The following is a 24,584-nucleotide window of genomic DNA, read 5'->3' on the forward strand; positions in this document are numbered from 1 at the left end:
TGCCATGTTACGTACAATCAACTTCATGGGCGTTCGCAACATTGCGTTCGGCGTCACATTGTTTCTCACGGTCCTGGCGTTGTTCAGCTGGGCCACCAAGGGATTGAACTACGGCCTGGACTTCACCGGCGGTACGCTCATCGAGCTGACCTACGAGCGTCCGGCCGACGTGACCAAGGTGCGTGCGCAGTTGGCGAGTTCGGGCTACAGCGACGCCATCGTGCAGAGCTTTGGCGCAACCACCGACCTGCTGGTGCGTATGCCAGGCGAAGACCCGCAGTTGGGCCATCAAGTAGCCGAGGCCTTGCAGAAGGCCGGCGGCGACAACCCGGCCCAGGTCAAGCGCGTCGAGTTCGTCGGCCCGCAGGTGGGTGAAGAGCTGCGCGACCAGGGCGGCCTCGGCATGCTGCTGGCGCTGGGCGGCGTGATGCTCTACCTGGCTTTCCGCTTCCAGTGGAAGTTCGCGGTGGGGGCGATTGTCTCGCTGATCCACGACGTGATCGTGACCATGGGTATCCTGTCGTTTTTCCAGATCACCTTCGACTTGACGGTGCTGGCGGCGGTGTTGGCGATCATCGGTTACTCGCTCAACGACACCATCGTGGTGTTCGACCGGGTGCGTGAAAACTTCCGTGTACTGCGCAAGGCCTCGTTGGTCGAGAACATCAACATCTCGACTACCCAGACGCTGCTGCGGACCATGGCGACGTCGATCTCTACTTTGCTGGCGATTGCCGCGCTGCTGTTCTTTGGTGGCGACAACCTGTTTGGCTTCTCCATCGCGTTGTTCATCGGTGTGATGGCGGGTACCTACTCGTCGATCTACATCGCTAACGTGGTGCTGATCTGGCTGAACCTGAGCTCCGAGGATTTGATTCCTCCGGCGGCCACCGAAACGGAAGTGGACGACCGCCCATAAGGCTTGTCGCTCCGCCCGTCACCGCTGAAAAGGCGCGAGTTGAACTCGCGCCTTTTTTTGTGCTCCAAGGCTGGGAGAAGCGCGGATTAATCCGCTTGTGATGGCCTGGAGGTTCAAGTGAACAAATCGATGCTGGTTGGTGCGGTATTGGGTGCTGTCGGTGTGACTGCCGGTGGTGCGGTCGCGACCTACAGCTTGGTAAAGAGTGGCCCTGAATATGCGCAGGTACTGGCCGTGGATCCGGTCAAGACCCAAATCAAGACCCCGCGTGAAGTGTGCAAGGACGTCACCGTGACTCGGCAGAAGCCGGTCCAGGACCAACACCAGATCGCCGGCACCGTGCTGGGCGCCGTGGCCGGTGGCCTGCTGGGTAACCAGATCGGCGGCGGCACCGGCAAGAAAATCGCCACCGTGGCGGGTGCGGCCGGTGGTGGTTATGCCGGTAACAAGATTCAGGAAGGCATGCAGGAGCGCGACACCTACACCACCACCCAGACGCGCTGCAACACGGTCAATGACATCAGCGACAAGGTTGTAGGCTACGACGTTCGCTACATGCTCGACGGCAAAGAAGGCAAAGTCCGCATGGACCGCGACCCGGGCAACCAAATCCCGGTGAGCAAGGAAGGCCAATTGATTCTGGGCCAGAACGAACCCGCCCAGTGATCCAGCCGCTATGAAAAAAGCACCCTTCGGGGTGCTTTTTTTTGTGCCCGGCTTTCGGGCATCCCTCAGCCCCTGTGGGAGCGAGCTTGCTCGCGATAGCGATGGATCAGCTTGCATCCATGTTCAGGGTGTCATCCCTTGTGGCGAGGGGATTTATCCCCGCTGGGGCGCGAAGCGGCCCTCAATGCCAGCAACCCGGTATGTCAGGCAGATTGAATTGACTGCTTGGAGGGGGGGGGCGGCTTCGCAGCCCAGCGGGGATAAATCCCCTCGCCACAAAGGGAGGTGCTTGCCTACATGAGGGCAGATTCCAGCAGGCATAAAAAAAGCACCTCGAAAGGTGCCTTTTCTGTAGCCGAGCGGCTTAACGCTTCAACGAAGCCGGCAGATGCGGCTGGATTGCGGTAAGCACAGCCTTGAAGCATTTGGTGTTGCCGGCAACGATATGGCCTTTTTCAAGGAAGTCGTGGCCGCCGGTGAAGTCGCTCACCAAGCCGCCGGCTTCCTGGATCAGCAGGGCGCCTGCGGCCATGTCCCACTCGGACAGGCCCGACTCCCAGAACGCATCGAAACGACCAGCAGCCACATAAGCCAGGTCCAGGCTGGCGGCGCCGGCGCGGCGGATGCCGGCGGTCTGGCCGACCAGGGCGCGGAACATGCCCAGGTAGTTGTCCAGGTTGTCCATCTGGTCATCGCGGAACGGGAAGCCGGTACCCAGCAGGGCGCCTTCCAGGCTGGTGCGGCCGCTGACGCGCAGGCGGCGACCGTTCAGTTGGGCGCCACGGCCACGGCTGGCGGTGAATTCTTCCTGGCGAACCGGATCCAGCACGACGGCGTGTTCCAGGCGGCCGCGGTATTTGCAGGCGATGCTGACAGCGAAATGAGGGATGCCGCGCAGGAAGTTGGTGGTGCCGTCCAGGGGATCGATGATCCACAGGTACTCTTCGCCTTCGATGCCAGTGCCGGCGTGCATGCCGGTCTCTTCACCGAGTATGGAGTGGTTCGGGTAAGCCTTGCGCAGGGCGTCGACGATCTTTTGCTCGGCGGCGCGATCGACCTCGGACACGTAGTCCTTGGCGTCTTTTTCATCGACCTTGATGGTATCCAGGCGCTCGATGGAGCGGAAGATCAGTTCACTGGCGCTGCGGGCGGCGCGCAGCGCGATATTCAGCATGGGCTGCATGGATGTGTCACCTAAGGTTGTTAAAGAAAGCCGCGCATTCTATCAGAAAGTTTTCTCAGGAGAAGGTTGGTGTTCGCTTTCATAGCTTAACGGTAGGTGCTTCTGTAAGATTTGCTCCCTTTATCGTGTTCGAGAGCGCCCCCCTTGTTGCAGAACATTCGTGTCGTCCTGGTCAATACCAGCCATCCGGGTAACATCGGCGGAGCTGCGCGGGCCATGAAGAACATGGGCTTGTCGCGGCTGGTGCTGGTCGAGCCGCGCTTGTTTCCTCATCACGAAGCCGACGCCCGGGCCTCCGGTGCCGGCGACATCCTGGCCAGCGCGCAAGTCGTCGCCACCCTCGAAGATGCCCTGGTGGGTTGCAACCTGGTGCTCGGCACCAGTGCCCGCGACCGGCGTATCCCCTGGCCGCTGCTCGACCCCCGTGAATGCGGCACCAAAGTGGTCGAGGAAGCCGCGCAAGGCTTTGAAATCGCCCTGGTGTTCGGCCGTGAAGATTCCGGCCTGACCAATGACGAGCTGCAGCGATGTCACTTTCACGTGCATATCCCTTCCGACCCGGAGTTCAGTTCCCTGAACCTCGGGGCGGCGGTGCAGGTGTTGAGTTATGAAGTGCGCATGGCTTGGCTGGCGGCCGAAGGCAAGCCTAGCAAAGTCGAAAAAACCGAGGTCACGTCGCCGCGCAGTGAGACACTGGCGACCATGGACGAGCTGGAACGATTCTTTGAGCACCTGGAGCAGACCCTGGTGGACATCGAGTTCCTCGACCCGGAAAAGCCGCGGCACTTGATGGCGCGCCTGCGTCGGTTGTACGGACGAAGCTCGGTCAGCCGGGCGGAGATGAATATATTGCGCGGCATCCTCACGGAAACCCAGAAAGCGGCCCGTGGCGAGCTGATTAAGCGGAAGAAATAAAATGTTCGAACGTTTGCGTGAAGATATCCAAAGCGTTTTCCATCGTGACCCGGCGGCGCGCAATGCCTTTGAAGTGCTGACCTGCTACCCGGGGATGCACGCGATCTGGATCCATCGCCTGTCCGGCGCATTGTGGAACATGGGCTGGAAGTGGCTGGCGCGGTTGGTCTCGAACTTCGGCCGCTGGTTGACCGGGATCGAGATTCATCCGGGGGCCAAGGTCGGTCGTCGGTTCTTCATCGACCACGGCATGGGCATCGTCATCGGTGAAACCGCCGAGATCGGCGACGACGTGACGCTGTACCAGGGCGTGACCCTTGGCGGCACCAGCTGGAACAAAGGCAAGCGTCATCCGACCCTGGAAGACGGCGTGGTGGTCGGTGCCGGTGCCAAGGTGCTCGGGCCGTTCACGGTAGGGGCGGGGGCGAAAGTCGGCTCCAATGCGGTCGTAACCAAGGCCGTGCCGCCGGGTGCGACTGTGGTGGGGATTCCGGGGCGGATCATCGTCAAGTCCGATGAGGTGCAGGATGCCCGCCGCAAGGCCATGGCCGAGAAGATCGGCTTCGACGCCTACGGTGTCGGCGAAGACATGCCCGACCCGGTCGCTCGGGCCATCAACCAGTTGCTCGATCACCTGCAGGCCGTCGATGGGCGCCTGGAGGGGATGTGCGGCGCCCTGAAGGACCTGGGCAGTAATTACTGTGCCAAGGACCTGCCTGAACTGCGCGAGGAAGACTTTGCGTGTGTGAAGGACAAGGATGAGAGCCAGGCTGGCTGAAACCCTGCTGGCCTCATCGCAAGCAAGCTCGCTCCCACAGGGATCGCGTCAGCACCCGTGATCCAATGTGGGAGCGAGCTTGCTCGCGATAAACGATAACGCGGTATCACTGGTCGCCCCCGACCAGCCTTTGCTATCATGCGCGCGCTCTTTAGCGGGTAAACCTGAGTAAAGCACTAGGTCTTATACTTGACTTAAATACTCGGGAATTGCATACTCGCCCCCATTCCGTACTCCGTGGTAATTGTCCATGCGACTGACTACAAAAGGCCGATACGCCGTGACCGCGATGCTGGATCTGGCATTGCATGCGCAGCACGGGCCGGTGTCCCTGGCCGATATCTCCGAGCGCCAGGGCATTTCCCTGTCTTATCTTGAGCAGCTGTTCGCCAAGCTGCGCCGCAGCAACCTGGTGTCCAGTGTTCGCGGCCCCGGCGGCGGCTACCAGCTGTCGCGGGACATGCAAGGCATCCAGGTCGCCCAGGTGATCGATGCAGTGAACGAATCGGTCGATGCGACCAAATGCCAGGGCCTTGGCGACTGCCATGGCGGCGATACTTGCCTGACCCACCACTTGTGGTGCGACCTCAGCCTGCAGATCCACGAATTTCTAAGCGGTATCAGCTTGGCTGACCTTGTAACTCGCCGTGAGGTGCAAGAAGTAGCCCAGCGTCAGGACCAGCGCCGTTGCAACAGCAGGGCGCCGCACCTGGACAAGATTGAAGCGTCCGCCGTCGAATGACTGCCGCAGAGCAAGCGGAACGCCAGCCAGCCTGATTTAGGAGAGAGTCCATGAAATTGCCGATTTACCTTGATTACTCTGCGACCACCCCGGTTGATCCGCGTGTTGCGCAAAAAATGAGTGAATGCCTGCTGGTTGACGGAAACTTCGGTAACCCGGCGTCCCGTTCCCACGTGTTTGGCTGGAAGGCCGAAGAGTCGGTCGAAAACGCCCGTCGCCAGGTCGCCGACCTAGTCAATGCCGACCCGCGTGAAATCGTCTGGACCTCCGGTGCCACTGAGTCCGACAACCTGGCAATCAAGGGTGTCGCGCATTTCTACCACACCAAGGGCAAGCACCTGATCACCTCCAAGATCGAGCACAAGGCTGTCCTGGACACCATGCGCCAACTGGAGCGTGAAGGCTTCGAAGTCACCTACATCGAGCCCGGTGAAGACGGCATCATCACCCCGGCCATGGTCGAAGCCGCCCTGCGCGACGACACCATCCTGGTTTCGATCATGCACGTGAACAACGAAATCGGCACCGTCAACGACATCGCGGCCATCGGCGAGCTGACCCGCTCCAAAGGCGTCCTGTTCCACGTCGACGCGGCCCAGTCCACCGGCAAGGTCGACATCGACCTGTCCAAGCTCAAAGTCGACCTGATGTCGTTCTCGGCCCACAAAACCTATGGCCCTAAAGGCATCGGCGCGCTGTACGTCAGCCGCAAGCCGCGTGTTCGCCTCGAAGCGACCATGCACGGCGGTGGTCACGAGCGTGGCATGCGTTCCGGCACCCTGGCGACCCACCAGATCGTCGGCATGGGCGAAGCCTTCCGTGTAGCCAAGGAAGACATGGCTGCCGAGAACGTGCGCATCAAGGCCCTGAGCGACCGCTTCTTCAAGCAGGTCGAGCACCTTGAAGAACTCTACGTCAACGGCAGCATGATCGCCCGCGTACCGCACAACCTGAACCTGAGCTTCAACTATGTTGAAGGCGAGTCGCTGATCATGGCGCTCAAGGATCTGGCCGTGTCGTCCGGTTCGGCGTGCACCTCGGCATCGCTTGAGCCTTCGTACGTACTGCGCGCCCTTGGCCGCAACGACGAACTGGCCCACAGCTCCATTCGCTTCACCTTCGGTCGCTTCACCACCGAAGAAGAAATCGATTACGCCGCGCAGAAAGTCTGCGAGGCCGTTACCAAGCTGCGCGCTCTGTCGCCGCTGTGGGACATGTACAAAGACGGCGTCGACATTTCGAAAATCGAGTGGGCGGCGCACTGAGAAGTCGCCACCAGAGCGACTCACTGATGAGGATTAAAGCAAATGGCATATAGCGAAAAGGTCATCGACCACTACGAGAACCCGCGCAACGTCGGCAAGATGGACGCGCAGGATCCTGATGTCGGCACCGGCATGGTCGGCGCGCCGGCGTGCGGCGACGTGATGCGTCTGCAGATCAAGGTCAACGAGCAAGGTATTATCGAAGATGCCAAGTTCAAGACCTACGGTTGCGGCTCGGCCATTGCGTCCAGCTCCCTCGCCACCGAGTGGATGAAAGGCAAGACCCTTGATGAAGCCGAAACCATCAAGAACACCCAGCTGGCTGAAGAGCTGGCTCTGCCGCCAGTGAAGATCCACTGCTCGGTACTCGCCGAAGACGCCATCAAGGCCGCCGTTCGCGACTACAAGCAGAAGAAAGGCTTGATCTGATCCGCGTACCGGTAAGGAGTTTCCATGGCTATCCAGATGACAGAAGCGGCAGCTAACCATATCCAGCGCTCCCTTGCGGGGCGCGGCAAGGGTGAGGGTATCCGCCTGGGTGTTCGCACCACGGGCTGTTCTGGTCTCGCCTATGTACTGGAATTCGTCGACGAAGTGGGCGAAGACGATCAGGTGTTCGAAAGTCATGGTCAGAAAGTGATCATCGACCCGAAAAGCCTGACGTACCTGGACGGCACCGAACTGGATTTCGTCAAGGAAGGGTTGAACGAAGGCTTCAAGTTCAACAACCCCAACGTACGCGGTGAGTGTGGCTGCGGCGAAAGCTTCAACATCTGAGGCAGCTTGTGGGTACTCCTTGTCATTTTGCTTTGTTCCAGTTGCAGCCTGCTTTCCAGCTGGATCTCGATCAGCTGTCGGCGCGTTATCTGGAATTGGCCCGTGGTGTTCATCCGGATCGCTTCGCTGACGGCTCCGAAGCCGAGCAGCGGCGGGCGCTCGAGCAGTCGGCGAACCTCAACGAGGCTTACCAGACGCTCAAGAGTCCGGCCAAGCGCGCGCGTTACCTGCTCGCCATCAGCGGTCATGAGTTGCCCCTGGAAGTCACGGTCCACGATCCCGAGTTTCTTCTGCAGCAGATGCAATGGCGCGAAGAGCTCGAGGACCTGCAGGACAGCGCCGACCTGGCCGGTATCGCGGTATTCAAGCGCCGCTTGAAAGACGCCCAGCAAGAACTGAACGAAAGCTTCGCAGCCTGCTGGAACGATGCCGCGCAACGCGAACAGGCCGAGCGCCTGATGCGGCGCATGCAGTTCCTCGACAAGCTCACCTACGAAGTGCGCCAGCTAGAAGAGCGCCTCGACGATTAACCCAGTGCCGCTCCGGTCGCACGCCTGATTACAGATAAGTCCTGATTACGATGGCCCTACTGCAGATCGCCGAACCCGGCCAAAGTCCACAACCGCACCAGCGTCGCCTGGCTGTCGGGATCGACTTGGGTACTACCAATTCCCTGGTCGCTGCCTTGCGCAGCGGTCTTTCCGAGCCGCTGGCCGATGAGCAGGGGCAGGTGATCCTGCCGTCCGCTGTGCGCTATCACGCCGATCGCGTCGAAGTGGGCGAATCAGCCAAACTGGCCGCCGCCACCGATCCGTTGAACACCATTGTGTCGGTCAAGCGCTTGATGGGTCGTGGTCTGTCCGACGTCAAGCAATTGGGCGATCAGCTGCCGTACCGCTTTGTCGGTGGCGAATCCCACATGCCGTTCATTGAAACCGTGCAGGGCCCGAAAAGCCCGGTGGAAGTGTCGGCGGACATCCTCAAGGTGTTGCGTCAACGCGCCGAAGCCGCATTGGGTGGTGAGCTGGTAGGGGCGGTCATCACTGTTCCGGCCTATTTCGACGACGCCCAGCGCCAAGCTACCAAGGACGCGGCCAAGCTGGCTGGCCTTAACGTGCTACGCCTGCTCAACGAGCCGACCGCTGCTGCCGTGGCATACGGCCTCGACCAGCACGCCGAAGGCCTGGTCGCGATCTACGACCTGGGTGGCGGCACCTTCGATATCTCTATCCTGCGCCTGACCGGCGGCGTTTTCGAAGTCCTGGCCACCGGTGGCGACAGTGCCCTGGGCGGCGATGACTTTGACCACGCCATTGCCGGCTGGATCATCGAACAAGCCGGCTTGTCCGCCGATCTCGATCCGGGTGCGCAACGCCACCTGCTGCAAACCGCCTGCGCCGCCAAGGAAGCCTTGACCGACGCCGCCACCGTTGAAGTCGCTTATGGCGACTGGAAAGCCTCGCTGACCCGCGAAGCCTTCGATGCCCTGATCGAGCCCATGGTCGCCCGCAGCCTCAAGGCCTGCCGCCGTGCCGTGCGCGATTCCGGTGTCGAGCTTGAAGATGTTAAAGCCGTGGTCATGGTCGGCGGTTCGACCCGCGTGCCTCGGGTTCGTGAAGCCGTTGCCGAGGCGTTTGGCCGTCAGCCATTGACTGAGATCGACCCGGACCAGGTGGTCGCCATCGGCGCTGCGATCCAGGCCGATACCCTGGCCGGCAACAAGCGCGAGGGCGGCGAATTGCTGCTGCTCGACGTGATTCCGTTGTCCCTGGGGCTGGAAACCATGGGCGGCCTGATGGAGAAGGTGATCCCGCGCAACACCACCATCCCCGTGGCTCGTGCCCAGGACTTCACCACTTATAAAGACGGCCAGTCGGCCATGATGGTCCACGTGCTGCAAGGTGAGCGTGAACTGATCAGCGACTGCCGTTCCCTGGCCCGCTTCGAATTGCGCGGCATCCCGCCGATGGTGGCCGGTGCGGCGAAGATCCGCGTGACCTTCCAGGTCGATGCCGACGGTTTGCTCAATGTCTCCGCCCGCGAACTGGCTTCGGGCGTGGAAGCGAGCATCCAGGTCAAGCCGTCCTACGGCCTGACCGACGGCGAAATCGCCAAGATGCTCAAGGATTCCTTCCAGCACGCCAGCGACGACAAAGTGGCCCGCGTGCTGCGCGAGCAACAGGTCGACGCCCAGCGCTTGATCGAAGCCGTGCAAGGTGCCCTGGAAGCTGACGGCGACCGCTTGCTCGATCCCGAAGAGCGCATGGTCATCGAGCTGCAAATGCAGGAACTGTCCGAATTGATCAAAGGCACCGATGGTTATGCCATCGAGCAGCAGACCAAGCGTCTGTCGCAAGTCACCGATGCCTTTGCTGCCCGCCGCCTGGACTCGACGGTCAAGGCCGCCCTGGCGGGGCGCAACCTGAATGAAATCGAGGAATAACTGATGCCGCAGGTGATTTTTTTGCCCCACGAGAAGTTCTGCCCGGAGGGTATGGTCGTGGAGGCTGAGCCCGGTACGTCCATTCTTGAACTGGCTCATGAGCATCACATCGAGATGGAAAGTGCCTGTGGCGGTGTCTGTGCGTGCACGACCTGTCATTGCATCGTTCGTGAAGGCTTCGATTCGCTGGAAGAGGCGGACGAGCTGGAAGAAGATTTCCTCGACCGGGCCTGGGGCCTGGAAGCGCAATCGCGCCTGGCCTGCCAGGCGATTGTCGGCACCGAGGACCTGACCATCGAAATTCCGAGATACTCGCTTAACCACGCCGCCGAAGCGCCGCACTGATTCAGGGAGCTACAATGAGTCTGAAATGGGTTGATGTACTGGAAATCGCAATCCAGCTGGTTGAATCCAAGCCAGATGTAGACCCCCGTTACGTGAACTTCGTCGATCTGCACAAATGGGTGCTGGCATTGCCGGAGTTCAGTGATGATCCGACCCGTGGTGGTGAGAAGGTGCTGGAAGCCATTCAAGCCGCCTGGATCGAAGAAGCGGACTGAGTCTGCACCGTACGCAGTTAGGCAATACCCAAGAACCCGCGTATAATTCGCGGGTTTAATTTTTCGCAAATTACCGTTTCTGGAGTTACACCATGGCTGTTCAACGTACTTTTTCCATCATCAAGCCTGACGCCGTTGCTAAAAACGTGATCGGCAAGATCGTTACCCGTTTCGAAGACGCTGGCCTGCGCGTTGTAGCTTCGAAAATGAAGCAACTGTCCAAAGCCGAAGCCGAAGGCTTCTACGCTGAGCACAGCGAGCGCGGTTTCTTCGGTGAACTGGTTGCCTTCATGACTTCCGGTCCGGTTGTCGTTCAGGTGCTGGAAGGCGAAAACGCCATCGCTCGCAACCGTGAACTGATGGGCGCTACCAACCCTAAAGAAGCCGCTGCTGGCACCATCCGTGCTGACTTCGCCGAGTCGATCGATGCCAACGCCGTTCACGGTTCGGACTCCGAAGCCGCCGCTGCCCGCGAAATCGCTTACTTTTTCTCCGCTACTGAAGTAACCACTCGCTAAGCCCAGGCTTTTGAGTGAAGGTGAATCCATGACTACATCGAACGGCAAAACCAACCTGTTGGGCTTGACCCAGCCGGAAATGGAGAAATTCTTCGACTCAATCGGGGAGAAGCGTTTCCGTGCCGGTCAGGTAATGAAATGGATTCACCATTTTGGCGTCGACGACTTCGACGCCATGACGAATGTCAGCAAGGCCTTGCGCGAAAAGCTCAAGGCAGTTGCTGAAATTCGTGGTCCGGAAGTGGTCAGCGAGGACATCTCCAGCGACGGCACCCGTAAATGGGTGGTGCGCGTGGCGTCCGGCAGCTGCGTCGAGACCGTCTACATTCCCCAGGGCAAGCGCGGCACCTTGTGCGTTTCGTCCCAGGCAGGCTGTGCCCTGGATTGCAGTTTCTGCTCCACCGGCAAGCAAGGTTTCAATAGCAACCTCACCGCCGCCGAAGTGATCGGCCAGGTGTGGATTGCCAACAAATCCTTTGGCAGCGTCCCGGCGACCGTCGACCGTGCCATCACCAACGTGGTGATGATGGGCATGGGTGAGCCGCTGCTGAACTTCGACAACGTCGTGGCCGCCATGCACCTGATGATGGATGACCTGGGCTATGGCATCTCCAAGCGCCGGGTGACTTTGTCCACCTCCGGCGTGGTGCCGATGATCGATGAGCTGTCCAAGCACATCGACGTCTCCCTGGCGTTGTCGCTGCACGCACCCAATGACGCATTGCGCAATCAATTGGTGCCGATCAACAAGAAATATCCGCTTAAGATGCTGCTGGAATCATGCCAGCGGTACATGTCGTCCCTGGGCGAAAAGCGCGTGCTGACCATCGAATACACGCTGCTCAAGGACGTGAACGATAAGGTTGAGCATGCGGTCGAGATGATCGAGTTGCTCAAGAACATCCCGTGCAAGATCAACCTGATCCCGTTCAACCCGTTCCCGCACTCCGGTTACGAGCGCCCGAGCAACAACGCGATTCGTCGCTTCCAGGATCAGCTTCACCACGCTGGCTTCAACGTCACCGTGCGCACCACCCGCGGTGAAGACATTGATGCCGCGTGTGGCCAATTGGTAGGACAGGTGCTGGATCGCACCCGCCGCAGCGAACGCTACATTGCCGTGCGTGAATTGAACGCCGCCGACGATGTGGCGCAAAACGCTGCGAACAGTCACTAAGAGAGGAACTCTATGTCCCTGCGCTTCGCGCTCGTCTTGCTGTTGGCCGGGCTTTGTACCGGTTGTGTTCTGTCGGGTGACTACAACCCGATGAAAACCAGCAAGGGACGCGACGAGGCACGTGTGGCCTATGTGCAACTGGGCATTGGCTACTTGCAGCAGGGCATGACCGAGCGGGCCAAGGTGCCGCTCAAGAAGGCTCTGGAGCTGGATGATTCCGACCCCGATGCCAACGCGGCCCTGGCCTTGGTGTTCCAGGCCGAGATGGAACCCGAGCTGGCCGACGAGCATTTTCGCAAGGCGCTGTCTGGCCGGCCGCAGGATGCACGGATCCTGAATAACTACGGCAGCTTCCTTTTCGAGCAGAAACGCTACAAGGAGGCCTACGAGCGTTTTGAGCAGGCCGCCGCCGACACGCTTTATCCCGAGCGTTCGCGGGTTTTCGAGAACCTCGGCATGACGGCCTCGAAACTCGGCCAGCGTGACCTGGCCCGCCAGCAGCTGGAAAAAGCGCTGCGGCTCAACCATCAGCAACCGCGTGCCTTGCTGGAAATGGCTGAGTTGTCTTACGAAGACAGGCAATATGTGCCCGCGCGTGACTATTACGAACGTTTTAGCCTGCTGAGCGAGCAAAATGCACGTAGTCTATTGCTCGGTGTTCGACTGGCGCATGTGTTTGAAGATCGTGACAAGGCTGCCAGTTATGGCCTGCAACTAAAAAGACTCTATCCCGGTACGCCGGAATATCAGCAATACCTGTCGGAGCAATGATGAAAGCGGCGCATCCTGAAGTTGTAGCAGCGACTCGCGTAAACCCCGGTGAGACCCTGCGTCAAGCCCGCGAAAGCAATGGTTGGTCGCTGGCCGAAGTGGCCATCAAGCTCAATCTCACCGTGGCTTCCCTGGGCAATCTGGAAAACGGCGCGTTCGACAAGCTGCCAGGGCATACCTTTGCCCGGGGCTACATCCGCGCCTATGCCAAATTGCTCGGCATGGACCAGACCCTCCTGGTCCAGCAATTCGATCAATTCACCGGTTCCGATGCCCAGGGCAGCAATGTGCACAGCCTGGGTCGCATCGAGGAGCCGGTTCGCGTTTCCCACACTATTTTGCGCATCGTCAGCCTGTTGCTGCTGATCGCGGTGATCGGTGGCGGTTTTGTCTGGTGGCAGGACCAGGCGTCCTTGCGCAACAAGGAACCGGTCGCCATGAACCCTGAACATGTCGAAGTCGAAGGCGCCGACGGCACCACCCAGATCCATCCGCTGGACGAGCCGGAAGACCAGGCCGTGGTGGAAGCCCAGGGCGAAGGCGAAACCACCCTGGCACTGCCTCAAGGCCAGGACAGCGCCGATGCCGAGGCGGGTGCCGAGCCGGCTGTTCCGGCCCCTGCGCCTGCTGCACCGACTACAAACGCGCCGATTGCCGCCGTTCCAGCCGTCCCGAGCACGCCTGCGCCAACCGCCGCCGCACCGGCTACCCCAGCGGCTCCAGCCGCGGCACCCGTGGCGCCGTCGGCCGGTGAAGGCCAGGTACAGATTCAATTCGTCGCCGATTGCTGGACACAAGTCACCGACGGCAACGGCAAGGTGTTGTTCAGTGGCCTCAAGCGCAAGGGCGACAGCACCGCCATCAATGGCAAGCCGCCTTTCGCCGTACGCCTGGGGTATGCCCGTGGCGCGCAGGTCAGCTACAACGGCCAGCCGGTCGACATCGCTCCGTTCACCAGTGGCGAGACCGCTCGCCTGAAGTTGGGTCAATAAGTCATGCACGGCGAATCTCCAATCAAGCGTCGCGAATCCCGCAAGATCTGGGTCGGTAACGTGCCCGTGGGCGGCGATGCGCCTATCGCTGTGCAGAGCATGACCAACAGCGACACCAACGACGTGGCCGCCACGGTCGCGCAGATCAATCGCCTGGAAGCCGCCGGCGTCGATATCGTGCGAGTTTCCGTGCCGGACATGGACGCCGCCGAGGCGTTTGGCAAGATCAAGCAATTGGTCAAGGTGCCGCTGGTGGCCGATATCCATTTCGACTATCGCATCGCCCTGCGCGTGGCCGAGTTGGGCGTCGATTGCCTGCGCATCAACCCGGGCAACATCGGTCGTGAAGACCGCGTACGCGCCGTGGTGGATGCCGCCCGCGACCGGGGCATTCCGATCCGTATCGGCGTCAACGCCGGTTCCCTGGAAAAAGACCTGCAAAAGAAATACGGCGAACCGACCCCGGCGGCGCTGGTGGAGTCGGCCCTGCGCCATGTCGAGCACCTCGAGCGCCTGAATTTCCAGGACTTCAAGGTCAGCGTGAAGGCTTCCGACGTGTTCATGGCCGTCGAAGCCTACCGTTTGCTGGCCAAAGAAATTGTCCAGCCGCTGCACCTGGGCATCACCGAAGCCGGTGGGTTGCGTTCGGGCACGGTGAAATCCGCCGTCGGCCTCGGTATGCTGCTCGCCGAAGGGATTGGCGATACCATCCGCATCTCGTTGGCGGCTGATCCGGTCGAGGAAGTGAAAGTCGGCTACGACATTCTCAAATCCCTGCACCTGCGTTCCCGTGGTATCAACTTCATCGCCTGCCCGAGCTGCTCGCGGCAGAACTTCGATGTGGTCAAGACCATGAACGAGCTGGAAGGGCGCCTCGAAGACCTGCTGGTGCCGCTGGATGTCGCGGTGATTGGTTGCGTGGTCAACGGGCCGGGCGAAGCCAAGGAGGCCCATATCGGCCTCACCGGCGGTACACCGAACCTGATTTACATCGACGGCAAGCCGTCGCAGAAACTGACGAATGACAATCTGGTGGATGAGCTGGAACGGCTGATCCGCCAGAAAGCGGCCGAAAAGGTCGAAGCCGACGCCGCAGTGATTGCGCGTGGTTGAGTCGAACGAATTTAAGGATTACTTGTGAGCAAGTCCCTGCAAGCCATTCGTGGCATGAACGACATCCTGCCCGAGCAGACGCCCCTGTGGCGTTACTTCGAGGGCACCGTGGCGCGTTTGCTGGATAACTACGGTTATCGGCAGATCCGCATGCCGATCGTCGAGTTCACCGAGCTGTTCAAGCGCTCCATCGGTGAAGTGACCGACATCGTCGAAAAAGAGATGTACACCTTCGACGACCGCAACGGCGATTCCCTGACCCTGCGCCCCGAAGGCACGGCGGCCTGCGTGCGCGCAGTGCTCGAGCACGGCATCACGGGCGGCGGCCAGGTGCAGAAGCTCTGGTACATCGGCCCGATGTTCCGTCACGAGCGCCCGCAGAAAGGCCGTTATCGCCAGTTCCACCAGATTGGCCTGGAAGTGTTCAACCTCGACGGGCCGGACATCGACGCCGAGCTGATCGTCATGACCTGGCGCCTGTGGGGCGAGCTGGGGCTGCGCGACGCGGTCAAGCTTGAACTCAACAGCCTGGGCACCAGCGAATCCCGTGGTCGCTATCGCGAAGCACTGGTGGAGTTTCTTTCCGCGCACCTGGACAAGCTCGACGAAGACAGCCAGCGCCGTCTGAAGACCAATCCACTGCGCGTGCTCGACACCAAGAATGCCGATACCCAGGCGGTCCTGGTCGACGCGCCGAAAATGGCTGACTACCTCGACGACGAATCCCGCGCGCACTTCGAAGGGTTGAAGGCGCGCCTCGACGCTGTCGGCATTCCCTACGTGATCAACCCCAAGTTGGTCCGTGGCCTGGATTACTACAGCAAGACCGTATTCGAATGGGTCACCGACAAACTCGGCGCCCAAGGCACCGTATGTGCCGGCGGCCGCTACGACGGGCTGGTGGAGCAGATGGGCGGCAAGCCGACCCCGGGCGTGGGCTTTGCCATGGGCATCGAGCGTCTGGTGCTGATGCTGGAAGCCTTGGACAAGGTACCTGAAGAGCTGTCCCGTCAGGTCGACGTCTACCTGTGCGCCTTTGGCGAGGCCGCCGAACTGGCCGCCTTGTCGTTGAGCGAGCGGATCCGCGACCAGTTGCCCAACCTGCGCTTGCAGATCAACGCCGGCGCCGGCAGCTTCAAGAGCCAATTCAAGAAGGCCGACAAGAGCGGTGCGCTGTATGCACTGATCCTCGGTGACGACGAACTGGCCCAACAAGTGGTAGGTTTCAAACCCCTGCGTGGCCAGGGCGAACAACAAAGCATTGCCTGGGATGCGCTTGCTGCACACCTGGCCACCTGCGTCGTGCAGGGTTGAAGCTGTCAAACAGCCGATTTAGCGATTAAGGAGTATTGGGGTGTCGAGTACCGAAGATGAACAGCTGGCGGATTTGAAGGACTGGTGGACGCGCAACGGCAAGCCGCTGGTCACTGGCGGCCTGTTGGCGCTGGTCATCGTGTTCGGCTGGCAGGCCTACCAGAAATACCAGAGCAACCAGTCGCAAGGCGCCTCGGTGCTCTATCAGCAATTGCTGGAAACCACCCTGACCCCGGACGGCAAGCCTGACCCTGCCCGTGTGGCGGACCTGGCCGGCAAGCTGGACAAGGAATTCGGCGGCACCGCCTACGCGCAATACGGTCGCTTGTTCGTGGCCAAGGTCGCCGTGGACAGCGGCAAGCTGGATGACGCCGCTACCGAGCTCAAGGGTATCGTCGACAAGCCGGCCAACCCGACCCTGGGCGAAGTGGCACGTCAGCGCCTGGCGCAGGTGCTGGCGGCGCAGAACAAGGCTGAAGATGCGTTGAAGCTGCTCGACGGCGAGGCCGACAAGGCTTTCCTGGCGACCCGCGAAGAACTCAAGGGCGACCTGCTGGTACAGCTGGGCCGTGCCGATGAGGCCCATGCGGCCTACCAAAAAGCCAAGGCCGCGCTGTCGGATGAAGCCGCGGTCGGTGGCCTGCAAATCAAGCTGGACGACCTGGCCAAAGGGGATGCGTGACGTGATCCAGTGGAAACATGCAGCATTGCTGGCCCTGGCCATTCTGGCCGCGGGTTGCAGCAGCAACAGCAAGAAAGAACTGCCTCCGGCCGAGCTGACCGACTTCAAAGAAGAAGTCGTGCTGCAGAAGCAATGGAGCCGCTCCATCGGTGACGGCCAGGGTGAGACCTACAACATGCTGGTGCCGGCAATCGATGGCGACACCATCTATGCCGGCGACGTCACGGGCGTGGTCATGGCGATGGATCGCAGCAATGGCGACGTCAAATGGAAGCAAGATCTCGAACTGCCTGTGTCCGGCGCCGTTGGCGTGGGTTACGGGCTAGTCATGATCGGCACGCTCAAGGGCGAGATCGTCGCCCTGGACGCGAGCAGCGGTGAAGAAAAATGGCGCGCCCGCGTGACCAGTGAAGTGCTCGCACCGCCCGCCACCAACGGTGACGTGGTCGTGGTCCAGACCCAGGATGACCGTCTGATCGGCCTGGATGCCGCCACCGGCAACCAGCGCTGGTTGTACGACAGTACCCCGGCGGTACTGACCTTGCGCGGCACCAGTGCGCCGATCGTCACCAACCGCCTCGCGGTGGCTGGGTTGTCGACCGGTAAAGTGGTCGCCCTGGATGTTTCCAACGGCGTGCCGGTCTGGGAACAGCGTGTAGCGATCCCACAAGGTCGTTCGGAGCTGGAGCGTGTGGTCGACATCGACGGCGGCTTGCTGCTGTCCGGCGGTACGTTGTACGTCGCCAGCTACCAGGGCCGCGTGGCGGCACTGGACCTGGAAAGCGGTCGTCCGTTGTGGCAGCGCGATGCGTCCAGCTACGCCGGTGTCGCCCAAGGCTTCGGCAGCGTCTACGTGAGCCTGTCCTCGGGCACGGTCGAAGGCGTCGACGAGCGTTCCACCACTGCGTTGTGGAGCAACGACTCCCTGGCCCGTCGTCAACTGTCGGCCCCGGAAGTGTTCTCCAGCTACGTTGCAGTGGGTGACCTGGAAGGTTACCTGCACCTGCTCAGCCAGGTGGACGGCCGTTTCGTCGGCCGCGAGCGCATCGACAGCGACGGCCTGCGGGCCCGTCCGCTGGTGGCGGGCAACATGATTTATGTGTATGGCAACAGCGGCAAACTGGAAGCCCTGACCATCAAGTAAGACTATGCTTGGGGCTAATCCCCCAAGCGGCTTCACCTGTGGGAGTCAGCAAGCGCTGCTCCCACAGTGCTGCCCCGAGCACCAGCCGCTGCCTCGCAGCGGCTTTTGTATTTTCTGAAATAACGAAGTGGAGAGCCGCATGGTTCCCGTAATCGCCCTGGTGGGCCGACCGAACGTCGGCAAGTCCACCTTGTTCAACCGCCTGACCAGGACTCGCGACGCCATTGTCGGCGACTTGTCCGGTCTGACCCGTGATCGCCAATACGGTGAGGCCAAGTGGCAAGGGCGTACCTATATTCTGGTCGACACCGGCGGCATCTCCGGTGATGAACACGGCATGGACGAAAAAATGGCCGAGCAGTCGCTGCTCGCCATCGAAGAAGCCGATGTGGTGCTGTTCCTGGTAGACGCCAAGGCCGGTTTTACCGCCGCCGACCAGATGATCGCCGAGCATTTGCGCAAACGTAACAAGCGTTCCTACGTGGTTGCCAACAAGGTCGACAACATCGACCCGGACATGGCCCGCGCTGAATTCGCACCCTTGGGCATGGGCCAGGCGATCCCGATCGCCGGTGCCCACGGTCGCGGCATCACCCAGATGCTGGAAATCGCCCTGGCGGATTTCCCCAAGGATGACGCCGACGAGCCGGAAGACGGCGAAGAAGAGATCGTTGCCGAAGGTGAGGAGGCCAAGCGCATTCCGGGCCCGAGCGAAAAAGACGGGATCAAGATCGCTATCATTGGCCGTCCCAACGTGGGCAAGTCGACGTTGGTCAACCGCATGCTCGGCGAAGACCGGGTCATCGTCTATGACCAGCCCGGCACCACCCGTGACAGCATCTACATCCCGTTCGAGCGTAACGAAGAAAAGTACACGCTGATCGACACCGCGGGTGTACGCAAGCGCGGCAAGATCCACGAAGAAGTCGAAAAATTCTCCGTGGTCAAAACCCTGCAGGCGATCAAAGACGCCAACGTGGTGATCTTCGTGATGGACGCCCGCGAGGGTGTGGTCGACCACGATCTGAACCTGCTGGGTTTCGCCCTGGAAGCCGGTCGTGCGCTGGTCATCGCGATCAACAAGTGGGACGGCATGACGCCGAGCGAACGGGATTTCGTCAAGGTCGAATTGCAGCGCCGGCTGTTCTTCGTCGACTTCGCCGACATCCACTTCATCTCGGCCCTGCACGGCACGGGCGTGGGCAACCTCTACGCCTCGGTGCAGAACTCGTTCAAGTCCGCGGTCACCCGCTGGCCGACCAACCGCCTGACCCAGATCCTGGAAGACGCCGTTGGCGAGCACGCCCCGCCGATGGTCAACAACCGCCGGATCAAGCTGCGTTACGCCCACTTGGGTGGTGCCAACCCGCCGATTATCGTGATCCACGGTAACCAGATCGAGAAGGTGCCCAAGTCGTACGTCCGTTACTTGGAAAACACCTATCGCCGCGTCCTGAAGCTGGTCGGCACGCCGATCCGCATCGAATTCAAGGGTGGCGAGAACCCGTACGAAGGCAACAAGAACACGCTCACCGACCGCCAGGTCAACAAGAAGCGCCGCTTGATGTCGCACAACAAGAAGGCTGACAAGAAGCGTCGTGACAAGCGTTGATTGGCTGCTCACTGAAGGGCGTTGCCCACAGTGACTGAGACAGCACACAGAACCTGTGGCGAGGGGATTTATCCCCGCTGGGCTGCGAAGCAGCCCTAATACCCACAGCTCGGTGTGTCAGGTAGATTGAATTCACTGCTTTGGGGTTGCTGTGCAACCCAGCGGGGATAAATCCCCTCGCCACAGGGTTCTGTGTCGGGATGCTTGATAATAGGGTGCCTAGGGCACCCTTTTTCATGCCCGGCGATTGGGCTATCCTCGACCTCTCCCGCGCCGCACCAGAGCCGGGTGCAGACCCAGGGAACCCTCGATGATCACCAGCAAGTTGCCGAATGTCGGCATCACTATCTTTACCCAGATGTCCCAGCTCGCCGCGCAGACCGGCGCGCTCAATCTGTCCCAAGGATTTCCCGATTTCGATGGTCCCCAGGCCCTGCGCGATGCAGTCGGCCGGCATATTGCCCAAGGCCATAACCAGTATTCGCCCATGACCGGTTTGCCGGCCCTGCGCCAACAGATCGCGGCGAAGATCGCCCGCAGTTATGGTGTCAGTGTCGATGCCGACCAGGAAGTCACCGTCACCCCCGGCGCGACCCAGGCGATTTTCTGTGCCATTGCCGCCGTGGTCCACAGTGGCGACGAAGTGATCGTGTTCGACCCTTGCTATGACAGCTACGAGCCGGCGGTGCAGCTGGCGGGTGGGCGCTGCGTGCATGTGCAGTTGGGCCTGGAGGACTTCGCCATCGACTTCCAGAAGCTCGGCGAAGCCCTGAGCCCACGTACGCGGTTGATCATCCTCAACAGCCCCCACAACCCCAGCGGCGCCCTCATCAGTCGTGCCGAACTGGATCAGTTGGCGGCGTTGATTCGCGACCGCGACATTTACCTGATCAGCGACGAGGTCTACGAACACCTGGTGTTCGACGGCGTTTCCCACGCCAGCGTCCTGGCCCACGAAGAACTGTACCGCCGCGCCTTCGTGGTCAGTTCGTTCGGCAAGACTTACCACGTCACCGGCTGGAAAACCGGCTACGTGGTAGCGCCAGCGGCCCTGACGGCAGAGTTGCGCAAGGTGCACCAGTACGTCAGCTTCTGCGGTGTGACGCCGTTGCAGTACGCGTTAGCCGACTACATGGCCGAGCATCCGGAGCATGTCGACGAACTGCCGGACTTCTACCAGGCCAAGCGCGACCTGTTCTGCGATCTGCTGGCTCCGTCGCGATTCAGTTTCAAGCGGGTGGCCGGGACTTATTTCCAGTTGGTGGATTACTCGCAAATCCGCCCGGACTTGAATGACGTCGACATGGCGGTCTGGATGACCCGTGAGCACGGCGTGGCGACGATCCCGGTCTCGGTGTTCTACCAGAGCCCGCCCGAAGGCCAGCGCCTGGTGCGCCTGTGCTTTGCCAAACGCGAGGAGACGCTGCGCGAAGCGGCGGAAAAACTATGCGTGATTTGAGCGCGTTGCCCAATCTCAATGTCGCCTTGATCCAGACCACCCTGGCCTGGCACGACCGCCAGGCCAACCTGGCCCACTTCGAAGGTTTGTTGGAGCAGGCGCGTGGGGCGGACCTGATCATCCTGCCGGAAATGTTCACCACCGGGTTTTCCATGGAGTCCGAGGCCCTGGCGGAGCCGGAATGCGGTCCGTCGCACAAGTGGCTCAAGGCCCAGGCGGCGAAGCTGGATGCGGTCATCACCGGCAGTGTGATCATTCAGGCCGCCGACGGCAGCCATCGCAATCGCCTGCTGTGGGCGCGGCCGGACGGTGAAGTGCTGCATTACGACAAGCGTCATCTGTTTCGCATGGCGGGGGAGCACAACCATTACACGCCGGGTGAGCGCCAGGTATTGTTCGAACTTAAGGGTTGGCGGGTTCGTCCGCTGATTTGCTACGACCTGCGTTTCCCGGTCTGGAGCCGCGACGCCGAGGACACCGACCTGTTGCTGTACACCGCCAACTGGCCGGGTGCCCGGCGTCAGCATTGGAACCGACTGCTGCCGGCCCGGGCCATCGAGAACCTGTGCTACGTGGCGGCAGTGAACCGCATCGGTACGGACGGCAAGGGTTTTGCCTACACCGGTGACAGTCAGGTGCTGGATTTCCAGGGCGAGACCTTGCTCAGCGCGGGCGAGGCAGACGGGGTGTTCACGGTGTGTTTGAACGCGGCGGACCTGGCGGCGTATCGCACGCGGTTTCCCGCGAACCTGGATGCCGACGACTTCGAATTCATCTAATTGAAACGATTCAGCTCTTCAGGAATGGTGTTGCGTGCCGATAAACGGTCAGCCAAGGAGAATGCTCATGACCAGTATCAACGCAACCACCGTTAACCCGTATCCGCTTTCGGCCCCTAAAGTCTCGATCAAAGGGGCGCAGGAAGAACAAGCGCTCAGCCCCGTATCGTCCACCGAAACCGGCGACGACAAGGACAAGACCCTGCAGGTTGACACCCGCGGCGCGAATGTCGCCGGTGCTCCGTCCAGCGGTAGTGGGGACATCATCGAACAACTGAAAAAGCAGATCGAGCAGGCCGAAAAACTGCTGGCCCAGCAGCAAGCCCAACTGGCCCGGGTGCAGAAGAGCCAGGCCAACGAAGAGCTGAAGGCTCAGCAGGCCATGGCCATCCAGACCCAGATCATGGGTACCCAGGCGATGCTGCAAACCCTGCGGGCGTCGTTGTTGCAGGCCATGACCGTTTCTGTCGACACCCATGCCTGACAGTTTGGTTGCCTGACAGGCCTCATCGCGAGCAAGCTCGCTCCCACGGGGTTATGCAAAACCCTGTGGGAGCGAGCTTGCTCGCGATGAGGCCAGTACAGTCAGCACCCAACCATCAGCCAAACAAAAAGGCCCCAGGGTTCACACCCCGGGGCCTTTTTGCATTTCAGCCCAGGAATCAGGCTGCCTTGGCTTCTGGCTGGCTCAGCGAGCGGTTCAGCGCACTGAACAGGGCCTTGAAGCTGGCGGTGGTGATGTTTTCATCGATACCCACGCCATGCACCGCACGCTCGCCGTTAACCCGCAGTTCGATGTAGGCCGCGGCCTTGGCGTTGGTGCCAGCACCAATGGCGTGTTCGTTGTAGTCCATGATCTCCACCGGAATCGGCAGGCCGGCCACCAGGGCTTCCAGCGCGCCATTGCCCTTGCCGCGCCAGTGCAGGTTGGTCTCGCCCTGGCCCTTGCTGGCCACTTCCACCTCTACGGCGCTGTTGCCGTTCTCTTCCTGCAGGCGATGGCTGACCAGCGCGTACGGGGTGTTGGCTTGCAGGTATTCGCGTTGCAACAGGCTGTGGATCTGCTGGGCGGTCATTTCCAGGCCCAGGCGATCGGTTTCGCGCTGCACCACCTGGCTGAACTCGATCTGCATGCGGCGTGGCAGGCTGATGCCGTATTCCTGCTCCAACAGGTAGGCGATGCCGCCCTTGCCGGACTGGCTGTTGACGCGAATCACCGCCTCGTAGCTGCGGCCGATGTCGGCCGGGTCGATCGGCAGGTACGGGACTTCCCACAGACCGTCGGATTTCTGCTGGGCGAAGCCCTTGCGAATCGCGTCCTGGTGCGAACCGGAGAACGCTGTGTGAACCAGGTCGCCCACGTATGGATGACGTGGATGCACCGGGATCTGGTTGCACTCTTCGACCACTTTGCGCACGCCGTCGATGTCGGAGAAGTCCAGCCCAGGGTTGATGCCTTGGGTGTAGAGGTTCAGCGCCACGGTCACCAGGTCGACGTTACCGGTGCGTTCGCCGTTGCCGAACAGGCAGCCTTCGACGCGGTCGGCACCGGCCATCAGGCCCAGCTCGGTGGCGGCCACGCCGGTGCCACGGTCGTTGTGGGTGTGCAGGCTGATGAGCACGCTGTCACGGCGGGTGATGTTGCGGTGGAACCACTCGATCTGGTCGGCGTAGATGTTCGGGGTAGCGACTTCCACGGTGGCCGGCAGGTTGAGGATCACCTTGCGTTCAGGCGTCGGGTTCCAGACTTCGATCACCGCGTCGCAGACTTCCTTGGCGAACTCCAGCTCAGTGGCGCTGAAAGTTTCTGGCGAGTATTCGAATTGCCATTGGGTTTCTGGCTGCTGCGCCGCGTATTTGACGAACAGCTTGGCCGCGTTCACTGCGATTTCCTTCACGCCTTCCTTGTCCTGGTTGAACACGATGCGGCGGAACGACGGGCAGGTGGCGTTGTACAGATGGACGATGGCCTTTTTCGCACCGCGCAGGGATTCGAACGTACGGGCGATCAAGTCTTCACGGGCCTGGGTCAGCACCTGGATGGTGGTGTCGTCCGGGATGTGGCCTTCTTCGATGAGGGTACGCACGAAGTCGAAGTCGGTCTGGGAAGCGGCTGGGAACGACGCTTCGATTTCCTTCACGCCCACGGCCACGAGGGTTTTCCAGAAGCGCAGCTTCTTGACCGCGTCCATCGGCTCGATCAGCGACTGATTGCCGTCACGCAGGTCGGAACTGCACCAGATCGGCGCGGCGGTGATGGTCTTCGACGGCCAGGTGCGATCCGGCAGGTTGATGGTCGGGAAGGCGCGGTATTTGGAAGACGGGTCTTTGAGCATGCTCATCAGGGAATCCTTATTGTCGTGGCCGGAAAAAGGCGGCCTGCCGGTGGTTCGATGGGGGTGGCTTCACAGCCGGGACGAGGTGCCGCGATTCAGCCCGGCAGTCGTGCGCTGACGAGGCACAGGCTGCGGTGCTGGCGAAGCTGGATGAGGGTGTGAGAGGTTTTCATGCCTTCAACCCTAACCGCGTGGGGGAAGGATCGCAAGCAGTCGGAAAAAATTGAGAGAAGTTCTGTTTTTAGGCGGGTTTGCGAGATTTAATCGCGAGCTTTTCGGAAAATTGTAGTTTTATTGCGTCGATGTTTGGAGCTTGGCAATCCATGGGGAGGTGGTGATGCTGCTGCCGTCATCGCGAGCAAGCTCGCTCCCACAGGTACAGCGGCGTTTTTCAGAATGCCGAAATACCCTTGTGGGAGCGAGCTTGCTCGCGAAGAGG

26 protein-coding genes are annotated in these 24,584 nt (G+C 60.9%); 24 read left to right on the forward strand and 2 right to left on the reverse strand.

Going from position 1 to position 24,584, the window contains the following annotated elements; all coding sequences use genetic code 11:
* Positions 1-4 precede the first annotated feature (4 nt).
* On the forward strand, positions 5-919 hold the full coding sequence (gene secF / locus LOY70_RS05330; RefSeq protein WP_265033985.1) for a protein translocase subunit SecF: 915 nt from the start codon (positions 5-7) through the stop codon (positions 917-919).
* Positions 920-1,036: 117 nt separating this feature from the next.
* Positions 1,037-1,585, forward strand: coding sequence for a glycine zipper 2TM domain-containing protein (locus tag LOY70_RS05335; protein ID WP_265033987.1), 549 nt, complete (start codon positions 1,037-1,039; stop codon positions 1,583-1,585).
* A gap of 364 nt (positions 1,586-1,949) precedes the next feature.
* Here the strand turns inward: LOY70_RS05335 and suhB are convergent, their stop codons facing one another.
* Positions 1,950-2,768 (reverse strand): inositol-phosphate phosphatase, encoded by an 819-nt coding sequence (gene suhB, locus LOY70_RS05340; protein ID WP_025211999.1) that lies wholly within the window; start codon positions 2,766-2,768, stop codon positions 1,950-1,952.
* Positions 2,769-2,912: 144 nt separating this feature from the next.
* On the opposite strand from suhB, the gene trmJ reads away from it, so the two are divergent.
* The 22 genes from trmJ (at position 2,913) to LOY70_RS05450 (ending at position 22,293) form a co-directional block, all read left to right on the forward strand.
* On the forward strand, positions 2,913-3,683 hold the full coding sequence (gene trmJ / locus LOY70_RS05345; protein WP_207966499.1) for a tRNA (cytosine(32)/uridine(32)-2'-O)-methyltransferase TrmJ: 771 nt from the start codon (positions 2,913-2,915) through the stop codon (positions 3,681-3,683).
* A gap of 1 nt (position 3,684) precedes the next feature.
* Positions 3,685-4,461: a serine O-acetyltransferase gene (gene cysE / locus LOY70_RS05350; protein WP_265033992.1), complete on the forward strand. Its 777-nt coding sequence runs from the start codon at positions 3,685-3,687 to the stop codon at positions 4,459-4,461.
* Between the two features lie 250 nt (positions 4,462-4,711).
* On the forward strand, positions 4,712-5,203 hold the full coding sequence (gene iscR / locus LOY70_RS05355) for a Fe-S cluster assembly transcriptional regulator IscR (RefSeq protein ID WP_092474096.1): 492 nt from the start codon (positions 4,712-4,714) through the stop codon (positions 5,201-5,203).
* A 50-nt stretch (positions 5,204-5,253) separates the two neighbouring features.
* Entirely contained in the window at positions 5,254-6,468 is a 1,215-nt protein-coding gene (locus LOY70_RS05360; protein ID WP_265033997.1) for an IscS subfamily cysteine desulfurase, read from the forward strand.
* A gap of 42 nt (positions 6,469-6,510) precedes the next feature.
* Positions 6,511-6,897: a Fe-S cluster assembly scaffold IscU gene (iscU, locus tag LOY70_RS05365; protein WP_003185157.1), complete on the forward strand. Its 387-nt coding sequence runs from the start codon at positions 6,511-6,513 to the stop codon at positions 6,895-6,897.
* A gap of 24 nt (positions 6,898-6,921) precedes the next feature.
* Positions 6,922-7,245, forward strand: coding sequence for an iron-sulfur cluster assembly protein IscA (gene iscA, locus LOY70_RS05370; protein WP_003185155.1), 324 nt, complete (start codon positions 6,922-6,924; stop codon positions 7,243-7,245).
* Between the two features lie 8 nt (positions 7,246-7,253).
* The gene (gene hscB / locus LOY70_RS05375) at positions 7,254-7,775 is read left to right on the forward strand and encodes a co-chaperone HscB (RefSeq protein WP_265034003.1); all 522 of its coding nucleotides are present in this window, start codon (positions 7,254-7,256) and stop codon (positions 7,773-7,775) included.
* A gap of 50 nt (positions 7,776-7,825) precedes the next feature.
* Positions 7,826-9,688: a Fe-S protein assembly chaperone HscA gene (hscA, locus tag LOY70_RS05380; protein ID WP_265034005.1), complete on the forward strand. Its 1,863-nt coding sequence runs from the start codon at positions 7,826-7,828 to the stop codon at positions 9,686-9,688.
* A 3-nt stretch (positions 9,689-9,691) separates the two neighbouring features.
* Positions 9,692-10,033, forward strand: coding sequence for an ISC system 2Fe-2S type ferredoxin (gene fdx / locus LOY70_RS05385; RefSeq protein ID WP_025212005.1), 342 nt, complete (start codon positions 9,692-9,694; stop codon positions 10,031-10,033).
* Positions 10,034-10,047: 14 nt separating this feature from the next.
* On the forward strand, positions 10,048-10,248 hold the full coding sequence (gene iscX, locus LOY70_RS05390; RefSeq protein ID WP_025212006.1) for a Fe-S cluster assembly protein IscX: 201 nt from the start codon (positions 10,048-10,050) through the stop codon (positions 10,246-10,248).
* A gap of 92 nt (positions 10,249-10,340) precedes the next feature.
* Positions 10,341-10,766: a nucleoside-diphosphate kinase gene (gene ndk / locus LOY70_RS05395; RefSeq protein WP_042727994.1), complete on the forward strand. Its 426-nt coding sequence runs from the start codon at positions 10,341-10,343 to the stop codon at positions 10,764-10,766.
* A 28-nt stretch (positions 10,767-10,794) separates the two neighbouring features.
* The gene (rlmN, locus tag LOY70_RS05400) at positions 10,795-11,943 is read left to right on the forward strand and encodes a 23S rRNA (adenine(2503)-C(2))-methyltransferase RlmN (RefSeq protein WP_265034009.1); all 1,149 of its coding nucleotides are present in this window, start codon (positions 10,795-10,797) and stop codon (positions 11,941-11,943) included.
* 12 nt (positions 11,944-11,955) lie between these two features.
* Positions 11,956-12,714, forward strand: coding sequence for a type IV pilus biogenesis/stability protein PilW (gene pilW, locus LOY70_RS05405; protein WP_123415510.1), 759 nt, complete (start codon positions 11,956-11,958; stop codon positions 12,712-12,714).
* Positions 12,714-13,706: a helix-turn-helix domain-containing protein gene (locus LOY70_RS05410; protein WP_265034011.1), complete on the forward strand. Its 993-nt coding sequence runs from the start codon at positions 12,714-12,716 to the stop codon at positions 13,704-13,706. Before pilW ends, LOY70_RS05410 begins: the two co-directional genes overlap by 1 nt.
* A 3-nt stretch (positions 13,707-13,709) precedes the next feature.
* Complete coding sequence (gene ispG / locus LOY70_RS05415; protein ID WP_003185136.1) at positions 13,710-14,819, forward strand: flavodoxin-dependent (E)-4-hydroxy-3-methylbut-2-enyl-diphosphate synthase; 1,110 nt, start codon at positions 13,710-13,712, stop codon at positions 14,817-14,819.
* 24 nt (positions 14,820-14,843) lie between these two features.
* Positions 14,844-16,133, forward strand: a complete 1,290-nt coding sequence (gene hisS / locus LOY70_RS05420) for a histidine--tRNA ligase (RefSeq protein WP_123415512.1) — start codon at positions 14,844-14,846, stop codon at positions 16,131-16,133.
* A 40-nt stretch (positions 16,134-16,173) separates the two neighbouring features.
* Positions 16,174-16,815, forward strand: coding sequence for a YfgM family protein (locus tag LOY70_RS05425; protein ID WP_123342631.1), 642 nt, complete (start codon positions 16,174-16,176; stop codon positions 16,813-16,815).
* Positions 16,808-17,959 (forward strand): outer membrane protein assembly factor BamB, encoded by a 1,152-nt coding sequence (gene bamB / locus LOY70_RS05430; RefSeq protein ID WP_265034027.1) that lies wholly within the window; start codon positions 16,808-16,810, stop codon positions 17,957-17,959. The genes LOY70_RS05425 and bamB overlap by 8 nt, the downstream gene beginning before the upstream one ends.
* A gap of 139 nt (positions 17,960-18,098) precedes the next feature.
* Complete coding sequence (gene der / locus LOY70_RS05435; protein WP_265034028.1) at positions 18,099-19,571, forward strand: ribosome biogenesis GTPase Der; 1,473 nt, start codon at positions 18,099-18,101, stop codon at positions 19,569-19,571.
* A gap of 310 nt (positions 19,572-19,881) precedes the next feature.
* Positions 19,882-21,030 carry a pyridoxal phosphate-dependent aminotransferase gene (locus tag LOY70_RS05440; RefSeq protein ID WP_265034029.1) on the forward strand — a complete coding sequence of 383 codons (1,149 nt, stop codon included), beginning with the start codon at positions 19,882-19,884 and terminating at the stop codon, positions 21,028-21,030.
* Positions 21,018-21,809, forward strand: a complete 792-nt coding sequence (locus tag LOY70_RS05445) for an amidohydrolase (protein ID WP_265034030.1) — start codon at positions 21,018-21,020, stop codon at positions 21,807-21,809. Before LOY70_RS05440 ends, LOY70_RS05445 begins: the two co-directional genes overlap by 13 nt.
* Positions 21,810-21,876: 67 nt before the next feature.
* Positions 21,877-22,293 (forward strand): hypothetical protein, encoded by a 417-nt coding sequence (locus LOY70_RS05450; RefSeq protein ID WP_265034031.1) that lies wholly within the window; start codon positions 21,877-21,879, stop codon positions 22,291-22,293.
* Positions 22,294-22,471: 178 nt separating this feature from the next.
* Here LOY70_RS05450 and leuA read toward each other — a convergent pair whose 3' ends face one another.
* A complete protein-coding gene (leuA, locus tag LOY70_RS05455; protein ID WP_265034032.1) occupies positions 22,472-24,151 on the reverse strand; it encodes a 2-isopropylmalate synthase in 1,680 nt (559 codons plus the stop codon).
* Positions 24,152-24,584 lie beyond the last annotated feature (433 nt).

Origin of the sequence: Pseudomonas sp. B21-054, from assembly GCF_026016345.1 — a bacterium.
In the GTDB taxonomy this organism is placed as follows: Bacteria; Pseudomonadota; Gammaproteobacteria; order Pseudomonadales; family Pseudomonadaceae; genus Aquipseudomonas.